This window comes from Okeania sp. SIO3I5 (genome assembly GCF_010672085.1).
Taxonomy (GTDB): domain Bacteria; phylum Cyanobacteriota; class Cyanobacteriia; order Cyanobacteriales; family Microcoleaceae; genus Trichodesmium.
The window spans coordinates 109995-128438 of record NZ_JAAHHT010000019.1; the positions used below are offsets into that span (position 1 = coordinate 109995).

An 18444-nucleotide genomic window follows, 5' to 3' on the forward strand; every position below is an offset into this window, starting at 1 on the left:
TAAAGCCATGCAAACCCAGAAACCCGGTTTGTCGTAAACGTTTATTGTCAAAAACAATGATTTAGCCTAGAAACGGGGTTTCTTTGCGTAAGTCCTGTAGTCGAAACAAGTAATGAGCGTATCTTCTAGTATACCGGCGATTCGCGTTTGCAGAGCATTCTGTAGGAAATCGCCCCTACGACTACTGATATAGAATCCGGTTATATAGTATATGTTCATTATTAAATCGGACAATCGGACCATCTCCCCCAACAATACACTCTTGTATTCAACCGGATTTGATATTACTCCTTACTCCTTACTCCTTACTCCTTACTCCTTACTCCTTACTCATTACTCATTACTCCTCAGTAATACGATAACTAATTACCCGGATTCTATATGACTACTGATATCATGTCCACTGGTATCGTTTGTGTAAATCTAACAGGCAAGATGCCTATTCCACAAGGTGAATATCTACAGGAAATTTAAGTTTTTTTCTTCCTCTTAAGTATTTTTCCTTCCTGTTCCCTATCTTTGCATACAATACTGATGCTACCGGACATGATATGACTACTAGATTGATAGTGAGGTTGTTTAACTGGATTTGATATAATGCCCTACATCGCGCGATCGCTACTGTTCTCTGTTACCTTACAGTGCTTTTCAGTTGAGTAGACCACAGTAGGGACGTTCCATTGAACGTCCCTACAGGGTTTTGGTTGTGACGATGTGGTTCATCAAGAAAGAAAAGCGCTGTAATTTTTAAGAACTTGAGATCGCAAAAAAAACCACCAAACAAGATATAAATCTCATCTAGCGGTTGCACAATAAGGAGTAACTATGGAAAGGAAACCTTTATTCTAATTTCTTAGCATCTATTGTTATCGGTAACTTTTCTGGTTGGTCTTTAGGAATAGATAGTTCCCAACCATTTGTTAAAGTTAAAATTTTATTGTCTCCCTCAATTTTTTGTGAGACAACTTCTTCTTCTAGGTCTTTTTTAGCAACATAAACTTCTAAGTTTCCTGCTTCATTATTCCGTAATATTACTTTCATTAATGACTTTCCTCAACAAGTTCAATTTCATTTTTACGACAACCGATAATCATTCCTTTTTTGATGAAATGCACGGAATAAATATAAAATTTTTGTAAGAAGGTGCCGATGCCACAAATGTAACCGACCTCTCCTCCCTCCAAAAGAATGTCACCTCGATTTTTTCCTGGGAATGTACCATCATTACGAATGATTTTGCAAACCCTGACTTTTTGTTCGAGTTCAAATGTAGGGGGTCCGTCTAATTCTATAACTTCATCTACTTTCATTGAGTTACCTCGCTAATAGTGAATAAATTTGGTAGTTTTTGTACAGGTAAACTATGTTTAATTGACACAAATATTGGCTGAAGTCAGAAGTAAGAAGTTAGAAATCAGATAATTAAATTTTTGCTGTAACTCTTAAGTTTCCTGCCAACTGCTATATCTACAATCACTTGTAAAATAGTTGTAATTTTTTCAAATATGAAAGTAATACCTTATTCTAAATAATTACATATTTGTGTTTTGAAAAAAAGTAGCGATCGCTGCCATTTCAATTATCAGTTATCACTTATCACTTTTGTCCGAGTCAAAGGAAAATTATTAATTACTTTAGGTATAATGTATATCCCTGCCGAAGCAAATATATATCTATATCTACAAAATCACCTGTTAAACGATATTTAACTAACTAACTCAGATATTTTTAGATTAAATTACTTAAATTTTAGTTTAAGTATTTGCCTCTATTAAACATTAGTTTCCCAATCAGATAGTTTTTATTTAGATAAATTTTATAATTCATCTTTTAACTGATAAGCTGATCGTAGCAATGAGTATTTTTATTATAAGACTCTAACCAATCAAAAATTTGCTGTAGTTGATGAATAGAAATCATTCCAAACTTCCACAAAATCATTGGTAGAGGACCACAAGAAGCTTCGCTATGTTTCCGTGCTACAGAAATTGCTGCTGCCGAAAGAGCTAATTCTTCCTGCAAAAAATGAATTAATAGAGTAGTTTTGCGATCGCCTTCCATAATTATTATCCTTTATTATATTATCCTTAAGAAATTAAACTACAAGTATATAGATATGGAAATTCAGCAACTAACAATTAATAATTACCTCTCCCTCAAAGGGAAAGGATTGAAGATCAAATAAAAACAATTCTTTCCCTATTCCCTCTTCCCTATTCCCTATTCCCTGACTTCTGCAAGAAGTCTATTAATTATTAATTATTAATTATTAATTATTCCATATCCATGTGCGGATGAGCATTGTTCATTCAAATTAATGGTTGTATTTAGGAAAAACTTCCATTTTCCAGCATCTTTCTAACCAGTCTACTAACTCTGTCCGAGGAGCAATAAATTGCTTAACAGTGCTTTGGAGCAGAATAGCATCGGTGCAATTCTTGACTTCTACTAATAACTCACCATTGTCGGTACACCAACTATTAATCATTAGCTCTTTTAAGCGATGGTGAACAAACCAACGGTCTACTTGAGAAAGATTCACAATTTTAGTCAAATCTTTGGGATGAGGTTGAGAATTATGATTACTAAACATTGTTGCTGTTCCTTGTATCGCCCATGAGAGTTTGCAATTGTTGTTCTAGTTGCTCAATTCTGTCAACTAAAGCACGAGTTACGGCAGCTGAGGTTGAGAATTATGATTACTAAACATTGTTGCTGTTCCTTGTATCGCCCATGAGAGTTTGCAATTGTTGTTCTAGTTGCTCAATTCTGTCAACTAAAGCACGAGTTACGGCAGCTTCTGCATCTGGTAACTTTCCATGTTCAAGAACTCCAGTCCGTTGCCCAGATTTAGAGACGACTCTACCAGGTATACCGACAATGGTGCAGTCAGAAGGGACATGACGCAAGACAATGGAACCAGCACCGATGCGAACGTTATCACCAATATTGAGATTTCCTAGTACCTTTGCACCAGCACCAACTACAACATTTTTACCAATAGTCGGATGGCGTTTACCAGTTTCTTTTCCTGTACCGCCAAGAGTGACACCCTGATAAATTAATGAGTAGTCTCCAATAATTGCTGTTTCACCAATAACGACTCCCATGCCATGATCGATAAATACTCCCTGTCCAATTTGTGCCCCTGGGTGAATTTCTATTCCTGTTAAGAAGCGTCCCAAATGGGAAATTAAACGTGGAATTACAGGCACTCTTGGACGGTACAATTTATGAGCAAGACGGTGTAGTAACAAGGCGTGTAAACCAGGATAGCAGCATAAAACTTCCATCCAGTTGCGTGCTGCTGGATCTCGCTCGAAAATTATTTGAAAATCTGTTAATATTGTATCTAGTTCAGGAAAGGTAAAATATCTATACCAAAATCTCTGTCTACGAGAGGAATAAAGCTCTCTATTAAATTCTAGTTGTAGATTTTGTTGTTCAACTTTAGTATCAACCTTGACTTTGCCTTGAGACTTCAAGTTGTCTTGACTTTTTCTCAAGTTAGAATTGTTAGTTGTGTTAGGTAAGGTGCAGGTATTGCCAGTCATTTCAGTTATTAGTTATCAGTTATCAGTTAACCTCCTGGGGAGGTACTTTTAAACCAGTTCCTCCAGAAATAGCGGGGTTTGAGACCTTATTTCTTAGTCATGGATCGATTGAGAAAGGGATTCCCTGTTTAACAAGAATGTTTGCTTTTAAATGTTTATATCAAGTGCCTTACCAACTATTGAGAAATATTTCCTGCTCAATCTTTATTAGGTTAATTATGTTTGTACTCACAATATTTAACCTATTACGGTGATGGTATTACAGATATGTTCAAAATATATTTTGGGGTATAGGTGCTAGTATTTTTTGTAGTGGGTACGATTATTTATTAAATAATGTACTAGCATTTTTGTACTCAAGCCTCATACTTGTATTTAAGCAGGTTTGAGGTTTTTAAGTGGGGTTTTCTCTGAAGATCGAAATTTGTACTCAACTTTAGTGTAACTCATAAAATAACTGAAAATATTAAAAAAAACGTTAAAAATTATCTACTTAATTCTGAAAAAACTGCTAATTTAATTACAAAAGCTAAAAAGAAGTGTGGGAAGTGTGGGAAGATGGGGGTGAATATTTATAATTTATATCTGGATTTATCTGAATTATACAACAACGTTAATTAAAATTATTCTCAAATAAAATTTGTTCTAATTATGTGAAATACTGTAAAATAATCATAGTTAACCAAATTGCTTATTAGACTTATTAGGAATAATTGGCAAACTATAAAGAAAAGTTGAGATAAATTTGATTTACTTGCCAAAAACTGATACATTATATACAGTAATAAAGGATGAACTTAAATAGGGGGTATATGAGTACACGAGCATAGAGAAAAAAGAAGGGTCAAAAAAAACGCGAAATAACTAACATATATAGGTTCTAGCATGAGTACATAGAAGCCTATACCATTCCCCTATAAATACACATACCCCACTTAAAAAATACAAGTACCTATACCCCAATAAAAAATTTGAGATATGCCGATCTAATTGAAATTATTCAATTAGAAAAATTCGAGTACAAAATTAATTATTATAATAAAAACTAATCGCGGTTTTTGAATTTAGCAGTCTAAAACCCACTGATATAAAAACTATAACGCCGGACACACAATCTACTGACAGAACACCGCCAATGTTCCGGTCACCTAGAATTAAGTGTATCGACGCGAGTAATCCGTCACCCACGGCGACAGCTAGTACAATACCAGTGGAAACTTAGATGTTACAGCCAACAGAAGTCTCTTCCAAACCAACAGTCAACAGCTTCGCAAATACTATAGAAACCCCAGTAGAAAAAAAATCTGGCGGCTGCGCGTCAAAGGGTTGCGGAAGTAGCAAAAAAGAGGAAGTTGCTCCCAATATCCAAGAGCGCATTGCTAACCATCCTTGCTACAGTCAAGAAGCACATCACCATTATGCAAGGATGCATGCTCCAGTTGCACCAGCTTGCAATATTCAATGTAACTATTGTAACCGGAAATACGACTGCGCAAATGAAAGTCGTCCTGGTGTAGTTAGCGAACTCCTAACTCCTGAAGAAGCAGCTCACAAAGCTCTAGTAATTGCTGGAAAAATTCCTCAAATGACAGTTATGGGTATTGCCGGTCCTGGCGATCCATTAGCGAACCCAGAGAAAACATTCCGTACTTTTGAGCTTGTAGCGGAGAAAGCTCCAGATATCAAGCTTTGCTTGTCAACCAATGGTCTAGCTTTACCTGAGTATGTAGATCGGATTAAAGCATTAAACGTTGACCACGTTACTCTAACAATTAATATGGTTGACCCTCAAATCGGGGTAAAGATTTATCCTTGGGTTCATTACAAGCGGAAGCGTTACAGAGGAATTGAAGGAGTCAAAATTCTGCATCAAAGGCAAATGGAATCTTTGGACTTGCTCCAAAAAGCTGATATTCTCTGCAAAGTTAACTCAGTGATGATTCCTGGTATTAATGACGAACACCTAGAAGAAGTTAACAGAGTTGTTCGTTCTAAGGGTGCATTTATCCATAACATTATGCCTCTAATTTCTTCACCAGAACACGGTACTTACTTCGGTTTAAATGGTCAGCGCGGTCCTACCACTGAAGAATTAAAAGAATTACAAGACAAATGTGATGTTGGTGGTATGAAAATGATGCGCCATTGTCGTCAATGTCGTGCAGATGCAGTTGGTCTCTTAGGTGAAGATCGTAGTAAGGAATTCACAAAAGAAGCCATCATGGAGATGACTCCAGAATATGACTTGGAGAAGCGCAAAGAAGTTCATGCTGGTATTGAAGGTTTCCGCAATAAACTAGCAGAAGCTAAGGCAGAAGTTCAAGCTCCTGAAAAAGTTGCTGAAGCGGGTCCGCCAATACTATTGGCAGTAGCAAGTAAGGGTAACGGATTAGTTAATCAACACTTTGGTCATGCTAAAGAGTTTATGATCTATGAAGTGGATGGTGTGAAAGCCAGATTTATTGCTCACCGGAAAGTTGACCACTATTGTCTAGGTGGTTATGGTGAAGAAGGAAGTCTGGAGAATATCATCAAGGCAATTTCTGATTGCAAAGCTGTGCTGGTTTCTAAAATTGGTGAGAGTCCTAAAGAAAAGGTACTCAACGCAGGAATAGACGTAGTAGAAAGCTATGATGTAATTGAAACAGTTGCTTTAGATTTTTACAAGCAATTCATAAAATTAATACAACCTGCATAGGTAATGAGTTAATAATTAGCAATCAGCAATCAGCAATCAGCAATCAGCAGTCAGCAAGCTGATAGCTAAAAGCTAATAGCTAGTTAAATCATTACTAGCTAATGTATTTCCTGCAATCATTGCGTTTCCCAATGCTTCACTGGTGCTATTCACTCCCACAAAGTAAAGTATGGAAACCGGGTTTGTATTTAGATACCCTACTATACTAATATCTATCTCTCACAAACCCGGTTTCTGATCACATTAGCTACAGCACCAGTACCAGCAGATTATGGATTCCTGGTTTGTTACTTATAACAAGTTGGTTTCTTAAATGAATGAGACCAAGCAGCGAAATTATTGGCTTTAGTGGTTTTAACTCTACTCGGAAAGATTGTCGGAGCAACTTTAAGCTTTAATTTTCAATGTATAAAGGTTAGTGCAGTTATACAGAAATCAAGAATATTTGACTACTGTTTTATCTGTGCTAGTTCTTAATATTAGAGCATAGAAACCGGGTTTGTATGAGATCGCCTACCATACTAACATCTTTCTCCTAATAAACCCGGTTTCTGATAACACTCCGAAGCAGACCGATTTGATATTACTTACAACCATCACCTCAATTTTTTACTCAGCTATGCAACAAACCATTTATCTAGACAATAATGCTACCACTAAAGTAGATGAGGCAGTGCTAGCGGAAATGCTGCCTTACCTGAGTGAATTTTATGGTAATCCCTCTAGTATGCACAGTTTTGGCGGACAAGTTGGTAAGGCAGTGAGAAATGCGCGATCGCAAGTAGCAGCTTTACTCAACGCCGAAGATACAGAAATTGTCTTTACCAGTTGTGGTACTGAGGGTGATAATGCTGCCATTCGTGCTGCTCTTACCGCTCAACCTAATAAACGGCATATTATTACTACTCAAGTAGAACACCCGGCAGTTTTGAATGTGTGTAAACATTTGGAGAAGCAGGGATATACAGTTACTTATCTGTCAGTAGATAGCCAGGGAATGATAGATTTAACTGAACTGGAAGCTGCTATTACAGGTAATACTGCTCTAGTTTCAGTTATGTACGCCAATAATGAAACAGGTGTAATTTTCCCCATAGAGCAAATTGGGCAAATAGCTAAGGAATATGGTGCGCTGTTCCATGTTGATGCGGTGCAAGCAGTAGGAAAAGTGCCCTTGGATATGAAGAATAGCACTATAGATATGCTGGCTTTGTCTGGTCATAAGTTGCACGCTCCTAAAGGTATTGCTGCTTTGTATGTGCGCCGTGGTACTCGGTTCCGTCCGTTATTGCTTGGGGGACATCAGGAACGGGGACGCCGTGCCGGGACCGAAAATGTCCCTGGTCTGATTGCTCTGGGTAAAGCTTGTGAATTGGCACAAGAGCATTTAGCGCATATCAACAAGGAACGGGAACTGCGCGATTATTTAGAAAACAGTATTCTAGCTGCTATTCCTGATTGTGCTGTTAATGGTCATCCTATTCAGAGGTTGCCTAATACTACTAATATTGGCTTCAAATATATTGAGGGAGAAGCGATATTACTCCATTTGAACCATTATGGTATTTGTGCTTCTTCTGGTTCTGCTTGTACTTCTGGGTCTCTGGAACCTTCGCACGTTTTGCGGGCAATGGGTTTGCCCTACACAGTTTTACATGGCTCGATTCGTTTTTCTCTATCACGTTATACAACTCGCCAAGAAGTTGAGGAAGTGTTAGGGGTGATGCCCAGCATAGCAGAACGTTTGCGTGCTTTATCTCCTTTCAAAAACGACCAAGCTGATTGGCTGCAAGAGCGTCAGCAGGCAACTGTATCATCCTAATCTGAGAATTTAGAATTGAGAACTACTTCCTAATTCTTGATGCTTGGAGAAAACATTGTAATGTTTTAAGGATTGCTACACTTTTGTTTACGCTACAAAATGTAGTGAAAATAACAGAAAAGCTCCGTTGATTAAGCCACAATCATTGTAGAGGTTAAAGAGGGGTATACATCACGCTATAAACTCACAAAATTGTAGCAAGGTCAACAAAAAAAATGTTTCCTAACCTGGAAGATAAAAATATAATTTCTAGGATTGGTAAATAATTTTGACGCCGAACGCTTGAATATTTTTAATTTGGAAAAAAAGGTAAAAAGGGGTTGCTTGATTTGAAAAAATGTGCAATGATAATAATATCAAGTTTAACCCACCTCTTCAAATTAATAAGTTATTGCTCTACTAACTGGGTATTAACCTTCAAGAAAAAGCAGAATTTTTCATCAGTAAAAACTAGGGTGTTCTAAACAATAAGGGCTATGTGGGAATATACTGAAAAGGTAATGGACTTGTTCTATAACCCCCAAAATCAAGGAACTATTACAGACCAACAAGAGGGGGAAAAGGTAGTTAGCGGTGAGGTAGGAAGTATAGCGTGTGGAGATGCTTTAAGTCTACACCTCAAAATAAATGAAGCCTCTGGTAAAATATTAGATGCAAAGTTTCAAACCTTTGGCTGTGCTAGTGCGATAGCTTCATCTTCTGCCCTAACGGCAATGCTCAAAGGCAAAACTGTAGACGAAGCCATGAATATTAAAAACCAGGATATCGCGGGATACCTGGGAGGATTGCCAGAAGAAAAAATGCACTGTTCAGTCATGGGAGAGGAAGCATTAGAAGCAGCAATCTTTAAGTATAAAGGTATTGAAGTAGAAGTTCACGAAGAAGACCACGAAGGCGCATTAGTTTGTAGTTGTTTTGCAATTACGGAAAACAAGATTAAGCGAGTTATCCGGGAAAACAATCTCACAACAGCAGAAGAGGTAACAAACTATGTGAAGGCTGGTGGTGGTTGTGGTTCCTGTCTGGCAGATATTGACGATCTAATCGCATCGGTTTACGAAACGCCAGAACCAATAACACAACAACTTCCTACAACTACTAAACCAGCAACAAAACTCACAAACCTACAAAAAATTACATTAATTCAACAAGTTTTGGAACAAGAAGTGAGACCTGTTCTCGCTGAAGATGGAGGAGATGTTGAGTTGTTCGATATAGATGGCGATCGCGTCCTAGTAACACTCAAAGGTGCCTGTGGTACTTGCAGTAGTGCAATGGCGACACTCAAAGGAGCGATCGAAGCTACATTGAAAGAACGAGTCAGCGAAAGTATTGTAGTAGAATCGGTATAAAACAGTTAACAGTTAAGAATTCTCAGTAGCTCCATTTCAATAAATTTTTCAAGTCTTTCAGGTCTACTGAAAATAGAAGTTATTGAGGAGAACTGAACACTAACAACTGATAACTGATAACTGATAACTGATAACTGATAATAACGGGTGCATTAATGACAACTATATACACGCAGGCAATGCCTGCTCAAGCTTTAGGGCGAGCGCCTCCGGGCACTCAATGTTGCTGCTAAATACACACTGTTCTTACATGAACAAATTTATGAATGTGGTGCTGTAAAGCCAAAAGCCCTAGAAACAGCAGCTATTAAACACAGAATCTAAGGAAACCCTATACAGCAAAAAAATCACATTCGTTCATAATTTCAAGTCAAACACACTAACAAAACGGAGAAATCTATCATGCGTCAGATTGCATTTTACGGAAAAGGCGGTATCGGTAAATCCACTACTTCTCAGAACACTCTAGCTGCAATGGCTAACCGTCACGGTCAGAGAATTATGATCGTAGGTTGTGACCCTAAAGCTGACTCTACTCGTTTAGTCTTAAACGCTAAAGCTCAAACTACTGTACTACACGTTGCTGCAGAGCGCGGTGCAGTTGAAGATGTAGAACTAGACGAAGTATTGAAAGATGGTTTCGCTGGTATCCGTTGCGTTGAGTCTGGTGGTCCTGAGCCTGGAGTTGGTTGTGCAGGTCGTGGTATTATCACTGCTATCAACTTCCTAGAAGAAGAAGGTGCTTATCAAGACTTAGATTTCGTAAGTTATGACGTACTAGGTGACGTTGTTTGCGGTGGATTTGCAATGCCTATCCGTGAAAACAAAGCTCAAGAAATCTACATCGTATGTTCCGGTGAAATGATGGCAATGTACGCTGCTAACAACATCGCTCGTGGTGTTCTTAAGTATGCTCATGCTGGTGGTGTACGTTTAGGTGGTTTAATCTGTAACAGCCGTAAAGTTGACCGTGAAGTTGAGTTAATTGAGAACTTAGCAGCTCGTCTCAACACTCAAATGATTCACTTCGTACCTCGTGACAACGTTGTACAACGCGCTGAAATCCGTCGTATGACTGTTGAGCAATACTCTCCAGAAGATAACCAAGCTCAAGAGTATGATGCATTGGCTCAAAAGATCATCAACAACGACAAACTAACTATTCCTACTCCTCTAGAAATGGATGAATTAGAAGAGTTGTTAATTGAATTCGGTCTATTAGGAGACGAAGAAGATCGTCAGAAGCAAATTGCAGAACAAGATGCAGCTTTAGCAGCAGCAGCAAAGAAAACAGCTAAATAAGCTAAAAATCTTCTAGCACAAAAGTAGGGGTGTGCCAAGCGCACCCCAGATCGAGACACAAATAGTGGTGAGTCTTGTATTAATCAGTTTTGTAGGGGGCAGGTTTTGTAGATGATAAAAAAGCAACTGCCCCCAGTAACTAATACAAAACTCAAACACCAAAATCTTCAAATATCCCAAAGGAGATATGTAACATGACATCTGAACAAATCGAACAGAATAAAAAGTTAATTCAAGAAGTCTTAGACGCTTATCCTGAGAAAGCTGCTAAGAGACGGAAAAAGCACCTCAACGTTATCGAAGAAAAAGGATCTGACTGTGGCGTTAAGTCCAATGTTAAATCAGTTCCTGGTGTAATGACAACTCGTGGTTGTGCTTTTGCTGGAGCAAAAGGTGTGGTTTGGGGTCCTGTTAAGGACATGGTTCACATCAGTCACGGTCCAGTTGGTTGCGGTTACTACTCTTGGGCAGGTCGTCGTAACTATTATAACGGTGTAACTGGTGTTGATACTTTCGGTACAATGCAGTTCACTTCTGATTTCCAAGAAAGAGACATCGTTTTTGGTGGAGATAAGAAACTCGCCAAAATCATGAATGAAATCGAAGATTTATTCCCTCTGAATGCTGGTATCACAATTGAATCGGAATGCCCAGTAGGTCTAATTGGAGATGACATCGAAGCAGTAGCTAAGAAAGCTGCTAAAGAACTCAATAAGCCAGTTGTACCAGTACGTTGCGAAGGTTTCCGTGGTGTTTCTCAGTCATTAGGTCACCACATTGCTAACGACACAGTGCGTGACTGGGTATACGAGCCATCTGCAAAGATAACTAACGAAGAGATCGGCTTTGAAACCACTCCTTATGACGTATCCTTAATCGCTGACTACAACATCGGTGGTGACGGTTGGAGTTCTCGTTTATTATTAGATGAAATCGGTCTAAGAGTAGTTAGCCAAGCAACAGGTGACGGTACTTTTAACGAAGTATTCATGGCTCCTAGAGTGAATCTTAACCTCATTCACTGCTACCGCTCCATGAACTACATCTGCCGTTACATGGAAGAAGAGTATGGTATACCTTGGACAGAATTCAACTTCTTTGGTCCTACTCAAATCGCTAAGTCTCTACGGAAGATTGCTTCTTATTTCGACGATACAATCAAAGAAAATACAGAGAAAGTAATTGCTCGCTACCAAGAACAAGCTGATGCAGTAATTGCTAAGTATCGTCCTCGTTTAGAAGGCAAGAAAGTAATGATGATGGTTGGTGGTTTACGTCCACGTCACGTTATTCCTGCTTTTGACGATTTAGGGATGGAAGTTATCGGTACTGGTTATGAATTCGGTCACGGTGACGATTACAAGCGTACTGCTGACTATGCTCAAGAAGGTACTCTAATCTACGATGACGTTAGTGGCTACGAATTTGAAGAATTTGCTAAGAAATTAAAGCCAGACTTAATTGCTTCTGGTATTAAAGAGAAGTATGTATTCCAGAAAATGGGTATGCCATTCCGTCAAATGCACTCTTGGGATTATTCTGGTCCTTATCACGGTTATGATGGATTCGCTATCTTTGCTCGTGACATGGATCTAGCTCTCAACAGCCCAACTTGGAACTTAATCAAGGCTCCTTGGAAGCAAGCTAGCTAGTAGAAGTCAGAAGTTGTAGGGGCGAATGCCATTCGCCCTCACTTGATTTGCTTTTGACTTTGAAGATAAATTTAGTTAGGAAATGGGGTAATGCCATCTCTACGGCAACCCCAATATACAAAGAAAGATTTGACTAGGAATTGGGAATTAGAAGTTGTAGTTGAAATTCTTCTTACTTCTTCCTTCTTCCTTCCGAACAATACCATAGAGGATAAACACCATGAGTCAGAATGTAGACAAAATCAAAGATCACTTTCAACTCTTCCAAGAACCAGAATATCAAGAAATGTTCGAGCGGAAGAAAGAATTTGAAGGCGGTCCTTCCAAAGAAGAAGTAGACAGAGTTCGTGAGTGGACAAAAAGTTGGGAATATCGCGAAAAGAACTTTGCTCGTGAAGCTCTAACTATTAACCCTGCTAAAGCTTGTCAGCCTTTAGGTGCTATCTTTGCAGCTGCAGGTTTTGAAGGAACTCTTCCTTTTGTACATGGTTCTCAAGGATGTGTTGCTTATTTCCGTTCTCACTTAACTCGTAACTACAAAGAGCCATTCCAAGCTGTTTCCTCTTCTATGACTGAAGATGCTGCGGTATTCGGTGGTCTCAAGAACATGGTTGATGGTTTGGCAAACTCTTATGCTTTGTACAAACCTAAAATGATTGCTCTCTGCACCACTTGTATGGCAGAGGTTATTGGAGATGACTTAGGTTCATTCATCACTAACTCCAAAAACCAAGGTGCAGTTCCTCAAGAGTTCCCAGTTCCTTTTGCTCACACTCCTAGCTTTGTTGGTTCTCACATCACTGGCTATGACAATATGCTCAAGGGTATTCTGGTAGCTCTAACTGAAGGTAAGAAAGCAGAAACAGATAATGGTAAAATCAACTTCATCCCTGGTTTTGACCCTTACATTGGTAACATCCGGGATTTGAAGAGTATTCTATCTGCAATGGATGTTTCTAGCACTATTTTAGCTGATAACGCTGAGAGCTTTGATTCTCCTAACTTGGGTGAATTCAAGATGTACAATGGTGGTACAACTCTAGAAGAAGGTGCTGATTCTATCAATGCTAAGGCTACTATCTCCTTCCAGAAGTATTCCACTCCTAAGACTCTAGAGTACCTAGAGAAAGAAGGCGGTCAAACTACAGCTACATATCGTCCTATCGGTATCCGTGGTACTGATGAGTTCTTAATGGCGTTGTCTGAATTGACTGGTAAGGCTATTCCTGAAGAGCTAGAAATTGAGCGTGGTCGTGCAGTTGACGCTATCACTGACTCTCAAGCTTGGTTACACGGCAAGCGCATCGCTATCTACGGTGATCCTGACCATGTATTAGGTTTGTTGAACTTCACTCTAGAATTAGGTATGCAGCCAGTTCACGTTGTTGTTACTAACGGTAACGTTGCTGGTTTTGAAGAAGAAGCTAAAGCATTGTTAGCTAACGATCCTAATGGTCAAGAAGCTACAGTTTGGATCGGTAAGGATTTATGGCACTTACGTTCATTGTTGGATACTGAGCCAGTTGATTTGTTGATTGGTAACTCCTATGGTAAGTTCCTACAACGTGATACTGGTACTCCATTAGTACGTATTGGTTATCCTATCTTTGACCGTCACCACCAGCACCGTTATTCTATCTTAGGATATAAGGGAGCATTCAATCTACTCAACTGGATCGTTAATACTATTCTTGATGAGTTAGACCGTGGTAGCATGGAGTTAGGTGTTAACGATACATCTTTTGACTTGATTCGTTAATTCATTAACCATATAGTTTTTGTAGGGGCAAATGGCTCACACGGATTATGGCACGGATATACGGATTAAGTAGGGTATCTGAGACAGATCATTAGCCATTTTGTAGGGTGCGTTAGCTTCGCTAACGCACCCTAATACTGGACTTATTTTTTGTAGGGGCAAATGGCAGTTTGCCCCTACAATTCGTTTGACAGGTTTTCAGGGATAAGTTATACTGAAACTGCTATCTATTCCCTATTCCTATATGGTTCAAACTTCTCCTATTTTCACAACTATCTGTACTCTAGGCGATCTTGAGCAAAGGTTTAAGTTATCTCCTACAGATAATGACCTCTTCTTTCAGGAATGGCAACAAGATTTACCGAAGCTCACTGCTGAAGAAAAGGAGAAGTTAGACGAAATTCAAAGACGATTTTTACGTCATAGAAAACGAAGTCCTCTGACAGAAGGTGCGATTAATCAATTATTAATTGGACCTTTACTTGCTTTAGCAGGTTTATATGATGAACCTTTCTATTTCACTACTGAATCAAGTGTTAAAGTAGAAGTAGAAGACAAGGATGAAATTTTACGCGGTAGAATTGATACTTTAATTATTGCACAACAACTTTGGGTTCTCCTAATTGAGTCTAAATCTACTATTGCTTTTTCAGTATTGCAGTAGTAGACAGACAAATCTAAAATGCTGCCCTGCGACGGACTGCTAAATTCCTTTCACACCTGTTAGTTATAGCCGTCTAATGCACCCTACTGAACCTTAACCTTTATCTGTTAGGTATCAGTTCCTCAACCGAACTTTGAGATTTAATCAGCAAGCCCTATTTAATCTGTGTATCCGTGGCATAATCTGTGTGAGCACCTCAACCCAACCTACAAAATGCTAACTTTTATACAAAACCAATAATAAAAATTTGTCATCCTAAGATTAGATACTCTAGGAGAAAAAGGTTAAAAAATACTCTAATCTCCCCTGCTCCCCCACTCCTAACTTAAAAATCAGGTTTCCAACCTCCCCTTAAAAGGGTATGAAAAGAATAAACTTCAGCATTTCAATCCTCTGACTTTCCTACGGAATGCTGCGCAAACAGCCAGAGGAACTGATAACTGATAACTGATAACTGAAATAACCCCGCCCCAACATAGTTAATAAAGAGAATTAATAACATGGCTATGATGACCCCAGGCAAAGTTGCCGAACTATTAAATGAGCCTGGTTGCGAACACAACCATAAGAAAAATAACGGAGATAAAAAACAGAAAGGCTGTAACCAACAAGCAGCACCTGGAGCTGCTCAGGGAGGTTGCGCTTTTGACGGAGCTAGCATCGCTCTCGTACCTATCACAGATGCAGCTCATCTGGTTCATGGGCCTTTAGGTTGTTCTGGTAACTCCTGGGGAACTCGTGGTAGTCTTTCCTCCGGTTCCCATCTCTACAAAATGGGTTTCACAACCGACATGGGTGAAAATGACATTATCATGGGCGGTGAGAAAAAATTATTGAAGGCGATCGCTGAATTAAAAAAACGCTACCAACCTCCTGCCATTTTTGTTTATGCTACCTGCGTGACTGCCCTGATTGGAGATGACTTAGAAACAGTTTGTAAAGTCGCTACGAAAAAATTAGAGCTTCCGGTTATTCCTGTGAACTCTCCTGGTTTTATAGGTAGCAAGAATCTAGGCAACCGGGTTAGTGCTGAAGCATTAGTAGATCATGTCGTCGGTACGGCAGAACCAGAATTTACTACACCTTACGATATTAATCTCATCGGCGAATACAATATCGCGGGTGAAATGTGGGCAATGTTACCCCTGTTTGAAAAACTTGGGATTCGGGTATTGTCAAAAATCACCGGAGATGCTACCTACAAAGAAATTTGTTATGCTCACCGTGCGAAACTCAACGTTATGATCTGCTCTAAAGCTATGATCAACATGGCACGGAGAATGGAGGAGGAATATGGCATTCCTTACATTGAAGAGTCATTTTATGGTGTTGCTGATATTAATAACTGTCTCCGAAATATAGCAGCTCAACTTGGTTATGCTGACTTGAAAGAGCGAACAGAAAAACTCATTGCTGAAGAAACAGCTATTCTTGAAGAAATATTAGAACCCTATCGCCAACGTCTCAAAGGTAAGAGAGTTGTACTTTACACGGGTGGGGTAAAAAGTTGGTCTATTATTTCGGCAGCTAAAGATTTAGGTATGGATGTGGTTGCCACTAGCACCAAGAAAAGTACGGAAGAGGATAAAGCTAAAATCAAAAAGTTGCTTGGTAAAGATGGCATTTTGCTAGAAAAGGGTAATGCCCAAATTCTGCTGAAAGTCATTGCCGACACCAAAGCTGATATGCTCATCGCCGGAGGCCGTAACCAATATACTGCCCTGAAAGCGAGAATTCCGTTTTTACACATTAACCAAGAACGTCATCATCCCTACGCTGGATATCATGGGATGATTGAAATGGCAAAAGAATTAGATGAAGCTCTCCATAGTCCAGTTTGGGAACAAATGCGACAACCTGCACCTTGGTTAGAGGAATGTCAAATAGATGATGTGTCAGCATTAGAAACTTTACCAAGTCTGACTAATATTCCACCCGCAACAGTCAATGTTCATAAAAATCCGTTATCCACAAATCCTCTGAAACTCAGTCAACCTCTGGGTGCTTCCTTAGCGTACTTAGGAATTAACGGGATGATGCCACTGTTCCATGGGACTCAAGGTTGTACTGCTTTTGCCAAGGTATTGTTGGTGAATCATTTCCAGGAAGCTATTCCCCTGTCTACCACTGCTATGAGCGAAGTGACAACTATTTTGGGAGGAGAGGATAACGTTGATAAAGCGCTGCTGACTCAAATTGAGAAGTCTAACCCAGAAGTTATTGGTTTGTTGACTACTGGTTTAACTGAAACCAGGGGCGATGATATGGAAGGCATTCTCAAGAGATTTAGGGAAGATCATCCGGAGTTAGATGGGTTCCCCATATTAAATGTTTCTACTCCAGATTATAAGGGTTCTGCTCAGGATGGTTTTGCTGCTACAGTAGAACGTATAGTAGCTTATGATTATGGCGAACCTATTCCCAGGGAAACTGAAAAACCTTTGATTACAATTTTAGCGGGTTCTTGTCTTGCTCCTGGAGATGTGCAGGAAGTTAAAGATATTGTGGAAGGTTTTGGTTTAATTCCCATAGTTGTACCGGATATATCTCAGTCTTTGGACGGACATTTAATTGATGATATTTATAGTGCGACGAGTTCGGGTGGTACAACAATAGAGGAATTGCGTAATTTATGCCACTCAGCTTTCACCTTTGTTATTGGGGAAAGTCTACGGAATGCAGCGATAATTTTGCAAGAAAAATTTGGGACTCAATATCAAGTTTTTCCTCGATTGACAGGTTTGGGTGCTGTAGACAGTTTCATGTTAAAATTGTCTCAGTTAGTTGTGTCTCGAACTGACTTCCATCTTGACAAAGGTTGCGAAGTGCCTCAGAAGTATCAGCGTCAACGCCGTCAGTTACAGGATGCGATGTTGGATACTCACTTCTATTTTGGACATAAGCAAATATCTATTGCTCTGGAACCAGATTCACTTTGGGCAACAAGTTGGTTTTTGCGGGAAATGGGGGCAGATATTAAAGCTGCTGTTACAACGACACGATCGCCTTTACTAGAAAAGTTACCCACAGAAAATGTGATAGTTGGAGACTTGGGAGACTTCGAGGAAGTAGCAGCAGGTTCGGATTTACTAATTACTAATTCTCATGGTAAGCTAATATCTGAGAAGTTAGGTATTGCTCTCTATCGGATGGGAATGCCAATTCACGATCGCCTCGGTAACGGGCAACGTTGTTATGTAGGTTATCGTGGTACAATGAATTTATTGTTTGATATTGGTAATATTTTCCTAGAGCAAGAGGAATCCAAAATTCATACTAATGATTATTCATTATTGTCACTACAGTAGCAGTATCAGGACTTACGCACCAAGCGCCATATCTCGTAGGGGCGAATGGCATTCGCCCCATACAGATAGCGTGTTGTGTAATAATTTGCGTAAGTCCTGAACATGAAATCATTCGTGAGAAAAAACTGTAGGGGTTTGGTCTCCAAATCCGTTGGCGTTTGGGTTTGGAGACCAAACCCCTACAATGAAATCTTGCGATCTATATAGGATTGCTGCTAATAGCTAAATGCTTACGAACAGTTTTTGCTACATACAACAAGCAAGGAGGAAAAACAACAATGAAAGTTGCATTTGCAACCACTGATTTAATTCATATAGATGGTCATTTTGGTA

13 protein-coding genes are annotated in these 18444 nt (G+C 39.2%); 8 read left to right on the forward strand and 5 right to left on the reverse strand.

Translation table 11 applies throughout. The features are described 5' to 3' along the window. Positions 1-840: 840 nt before the first annotated feature. The 5 genes from nifT to cysE form a co-directional block, all read right to left on the reverse strand. Positions 841-1041, reverse strand: coding sequence for a putative nitrogen fixation protein NifT (gene nifT / locus F6K40_RS07170; protein WP_293133404.1), 201 nt, complete (start codon positions 1039-1041; stop codon positions 841-843). Then, positions 1041-1310, reverse strand: coding sequence for a nitrogen fixation protein NifZ (locus tag F6K40_RS07175; RefSeq protein WP_293133407.1), 270 nt, complete (start codon positions 1308-1310; stop codon positions 1041-1043). Before F6K40_RS07175 ends, nifT begins: the two co-directional genes overlap by 1 nt. A gap of 520 nt (positions 1311-1830) precedes the next feature. Continuing rightward, complete coding sequence (locus F6K40_RS07180) at positions 1831-2061, reverse strand: DUF2949 domain-containing protein (RefSeq protein WP_293133410.1); 231 nt, start codon at positions 2059-2061, stop codon at positions 1831-1833. Between the two features lie 253 nt (positions 2062-2314). Continuing rightward, positions 2315-2593, reverse strand: a complete 279-nt coding sequence (locus F6K40_RS07185) for an Asr1405/Asl0597 family protein (protein ID WP_293133413.1) — start codon at positions 2591-2593, stop codon at positions 2315-2317. A 109-nt stretch (positions 2594-2702) separates the two neighbouring features. After that, on the reverse strand, positions 2703-3347 hold the full coding sequence (gene cysE / locus F6K40_RS07190; protein WP_293133440.1) for a serine O-acetyltransferase: 645 nt from the start codon (positions 3345-3347) through the stop codon (positions 2703-2705). Between the two features lie 1429 nt (positions 3348-4776). Between cysE and nifB the strand changes: the two genes are divergently transcribed. The 8 genes from nifB to F6K40_RS07230 all read left to right on the forward strand — a co-directional run bounded on the left by nifB (position 4777) and on the right by F6K40_RS07230 (position 18111). Beyond that, on the forward strand, positions 4777-6252 hold the full coding sequence (nifB, locus tag F6K40_RS07195) for a nitrogenase cofactor biosynthesis protein NifB (protein ID WP_293133416.1): 1476 nt from the start codon (positions 4777-4779) through the stop codon (positions 6250-6252). A gap of 619 nt (positions 6253-6871) precedes the next feature. Further along, positions 6872-8074: a cysteine desulfurase NifS gene (nifS, locus tag F6K40_RS07200; RefSeq protein ID WP_293133419.1), complete on the forward strand. Its 1203-nt coding sequence runs from the start codon at positions 6872-6874 to the stop codon at positions 8072-8074. A gap of 476 nt (positions 8075-8550) precedes the next feature. Further along, positions 8551-9426 carry a Fe-S cluster assembly protein NifU gene (nifU, locus tag F6K40_RS07205; protein ID WP_293133422.1) on the forward strand — a complete coding sequence of 292 codons (876 nt, stop codon included), beginning with the start codon at positions 8551-8553 and terminating at the stop codon, positions 9424-9426. A 402-nt stretch (positions 9427-9828) separates the two neighbouring features. Continuing rightward, complete coding sequence (gene nifH / locus F6K40_RS07210; RefSeq protein WP_293133425.1) at positions 9829-10728, forward strand: nitrogenase iron protein; 900 nt, start codon at positions 9829-9831, stop codon at positions 10726-10728. A 194-nt stretch (positions 10729-10922) separates the two neighbouring features. Continuing rightward, positions 10923-12380, forward strand: coding sequence for a nitrogenase molybdenum-iron protein alpha chain (gene nifD / locus F6K40_RS07215; protein WP_293133428.1), 1458 nt, complete (start codon positions 10923-10925; stop codon positions 12378-12380). Between the two features lie 220 nt (positions 12381-12600). Further along, positions 12601-14139 (forward strand): nitrogenase molybdenum-iron protein subunit beta, encoded by a 1539-nt coding sequence (gene nifK / locus F6K40_RS07220; RefSeq protein ID WP_293133431.1) that lies wholly within the window; start codon positions 12601-12603, stop codon positions 14137-14139. 244 nt (positions 14140-14383) lie between these two features. Then, positions 14384-14803, forward strand: coding sequence for a hypothetical protein (locus F6K40_RS07225; protein ID WP_293133434.1), 420 nt, complete (start codon positions 14384-14386; stop codon positions 14801-14803). Between the two features lie 500 nt (positions 14804-15303). Continuing rightward, positions 15304-18111 (forward strand): bifunctional nitrogenase iron-molybdenum cofactor biosynthesis protein NifEN, encoded by a 2808-nt coding sequence (locus tag F6K40_RS07230; RefSeq protein WP_293133437.1) that lies wholly within the window; start codon positions 15304-15306, stop codon positions 18109-18111. The last annotated feature ends 333 nt before the right edge of the window (positions 18112-18444 follow it).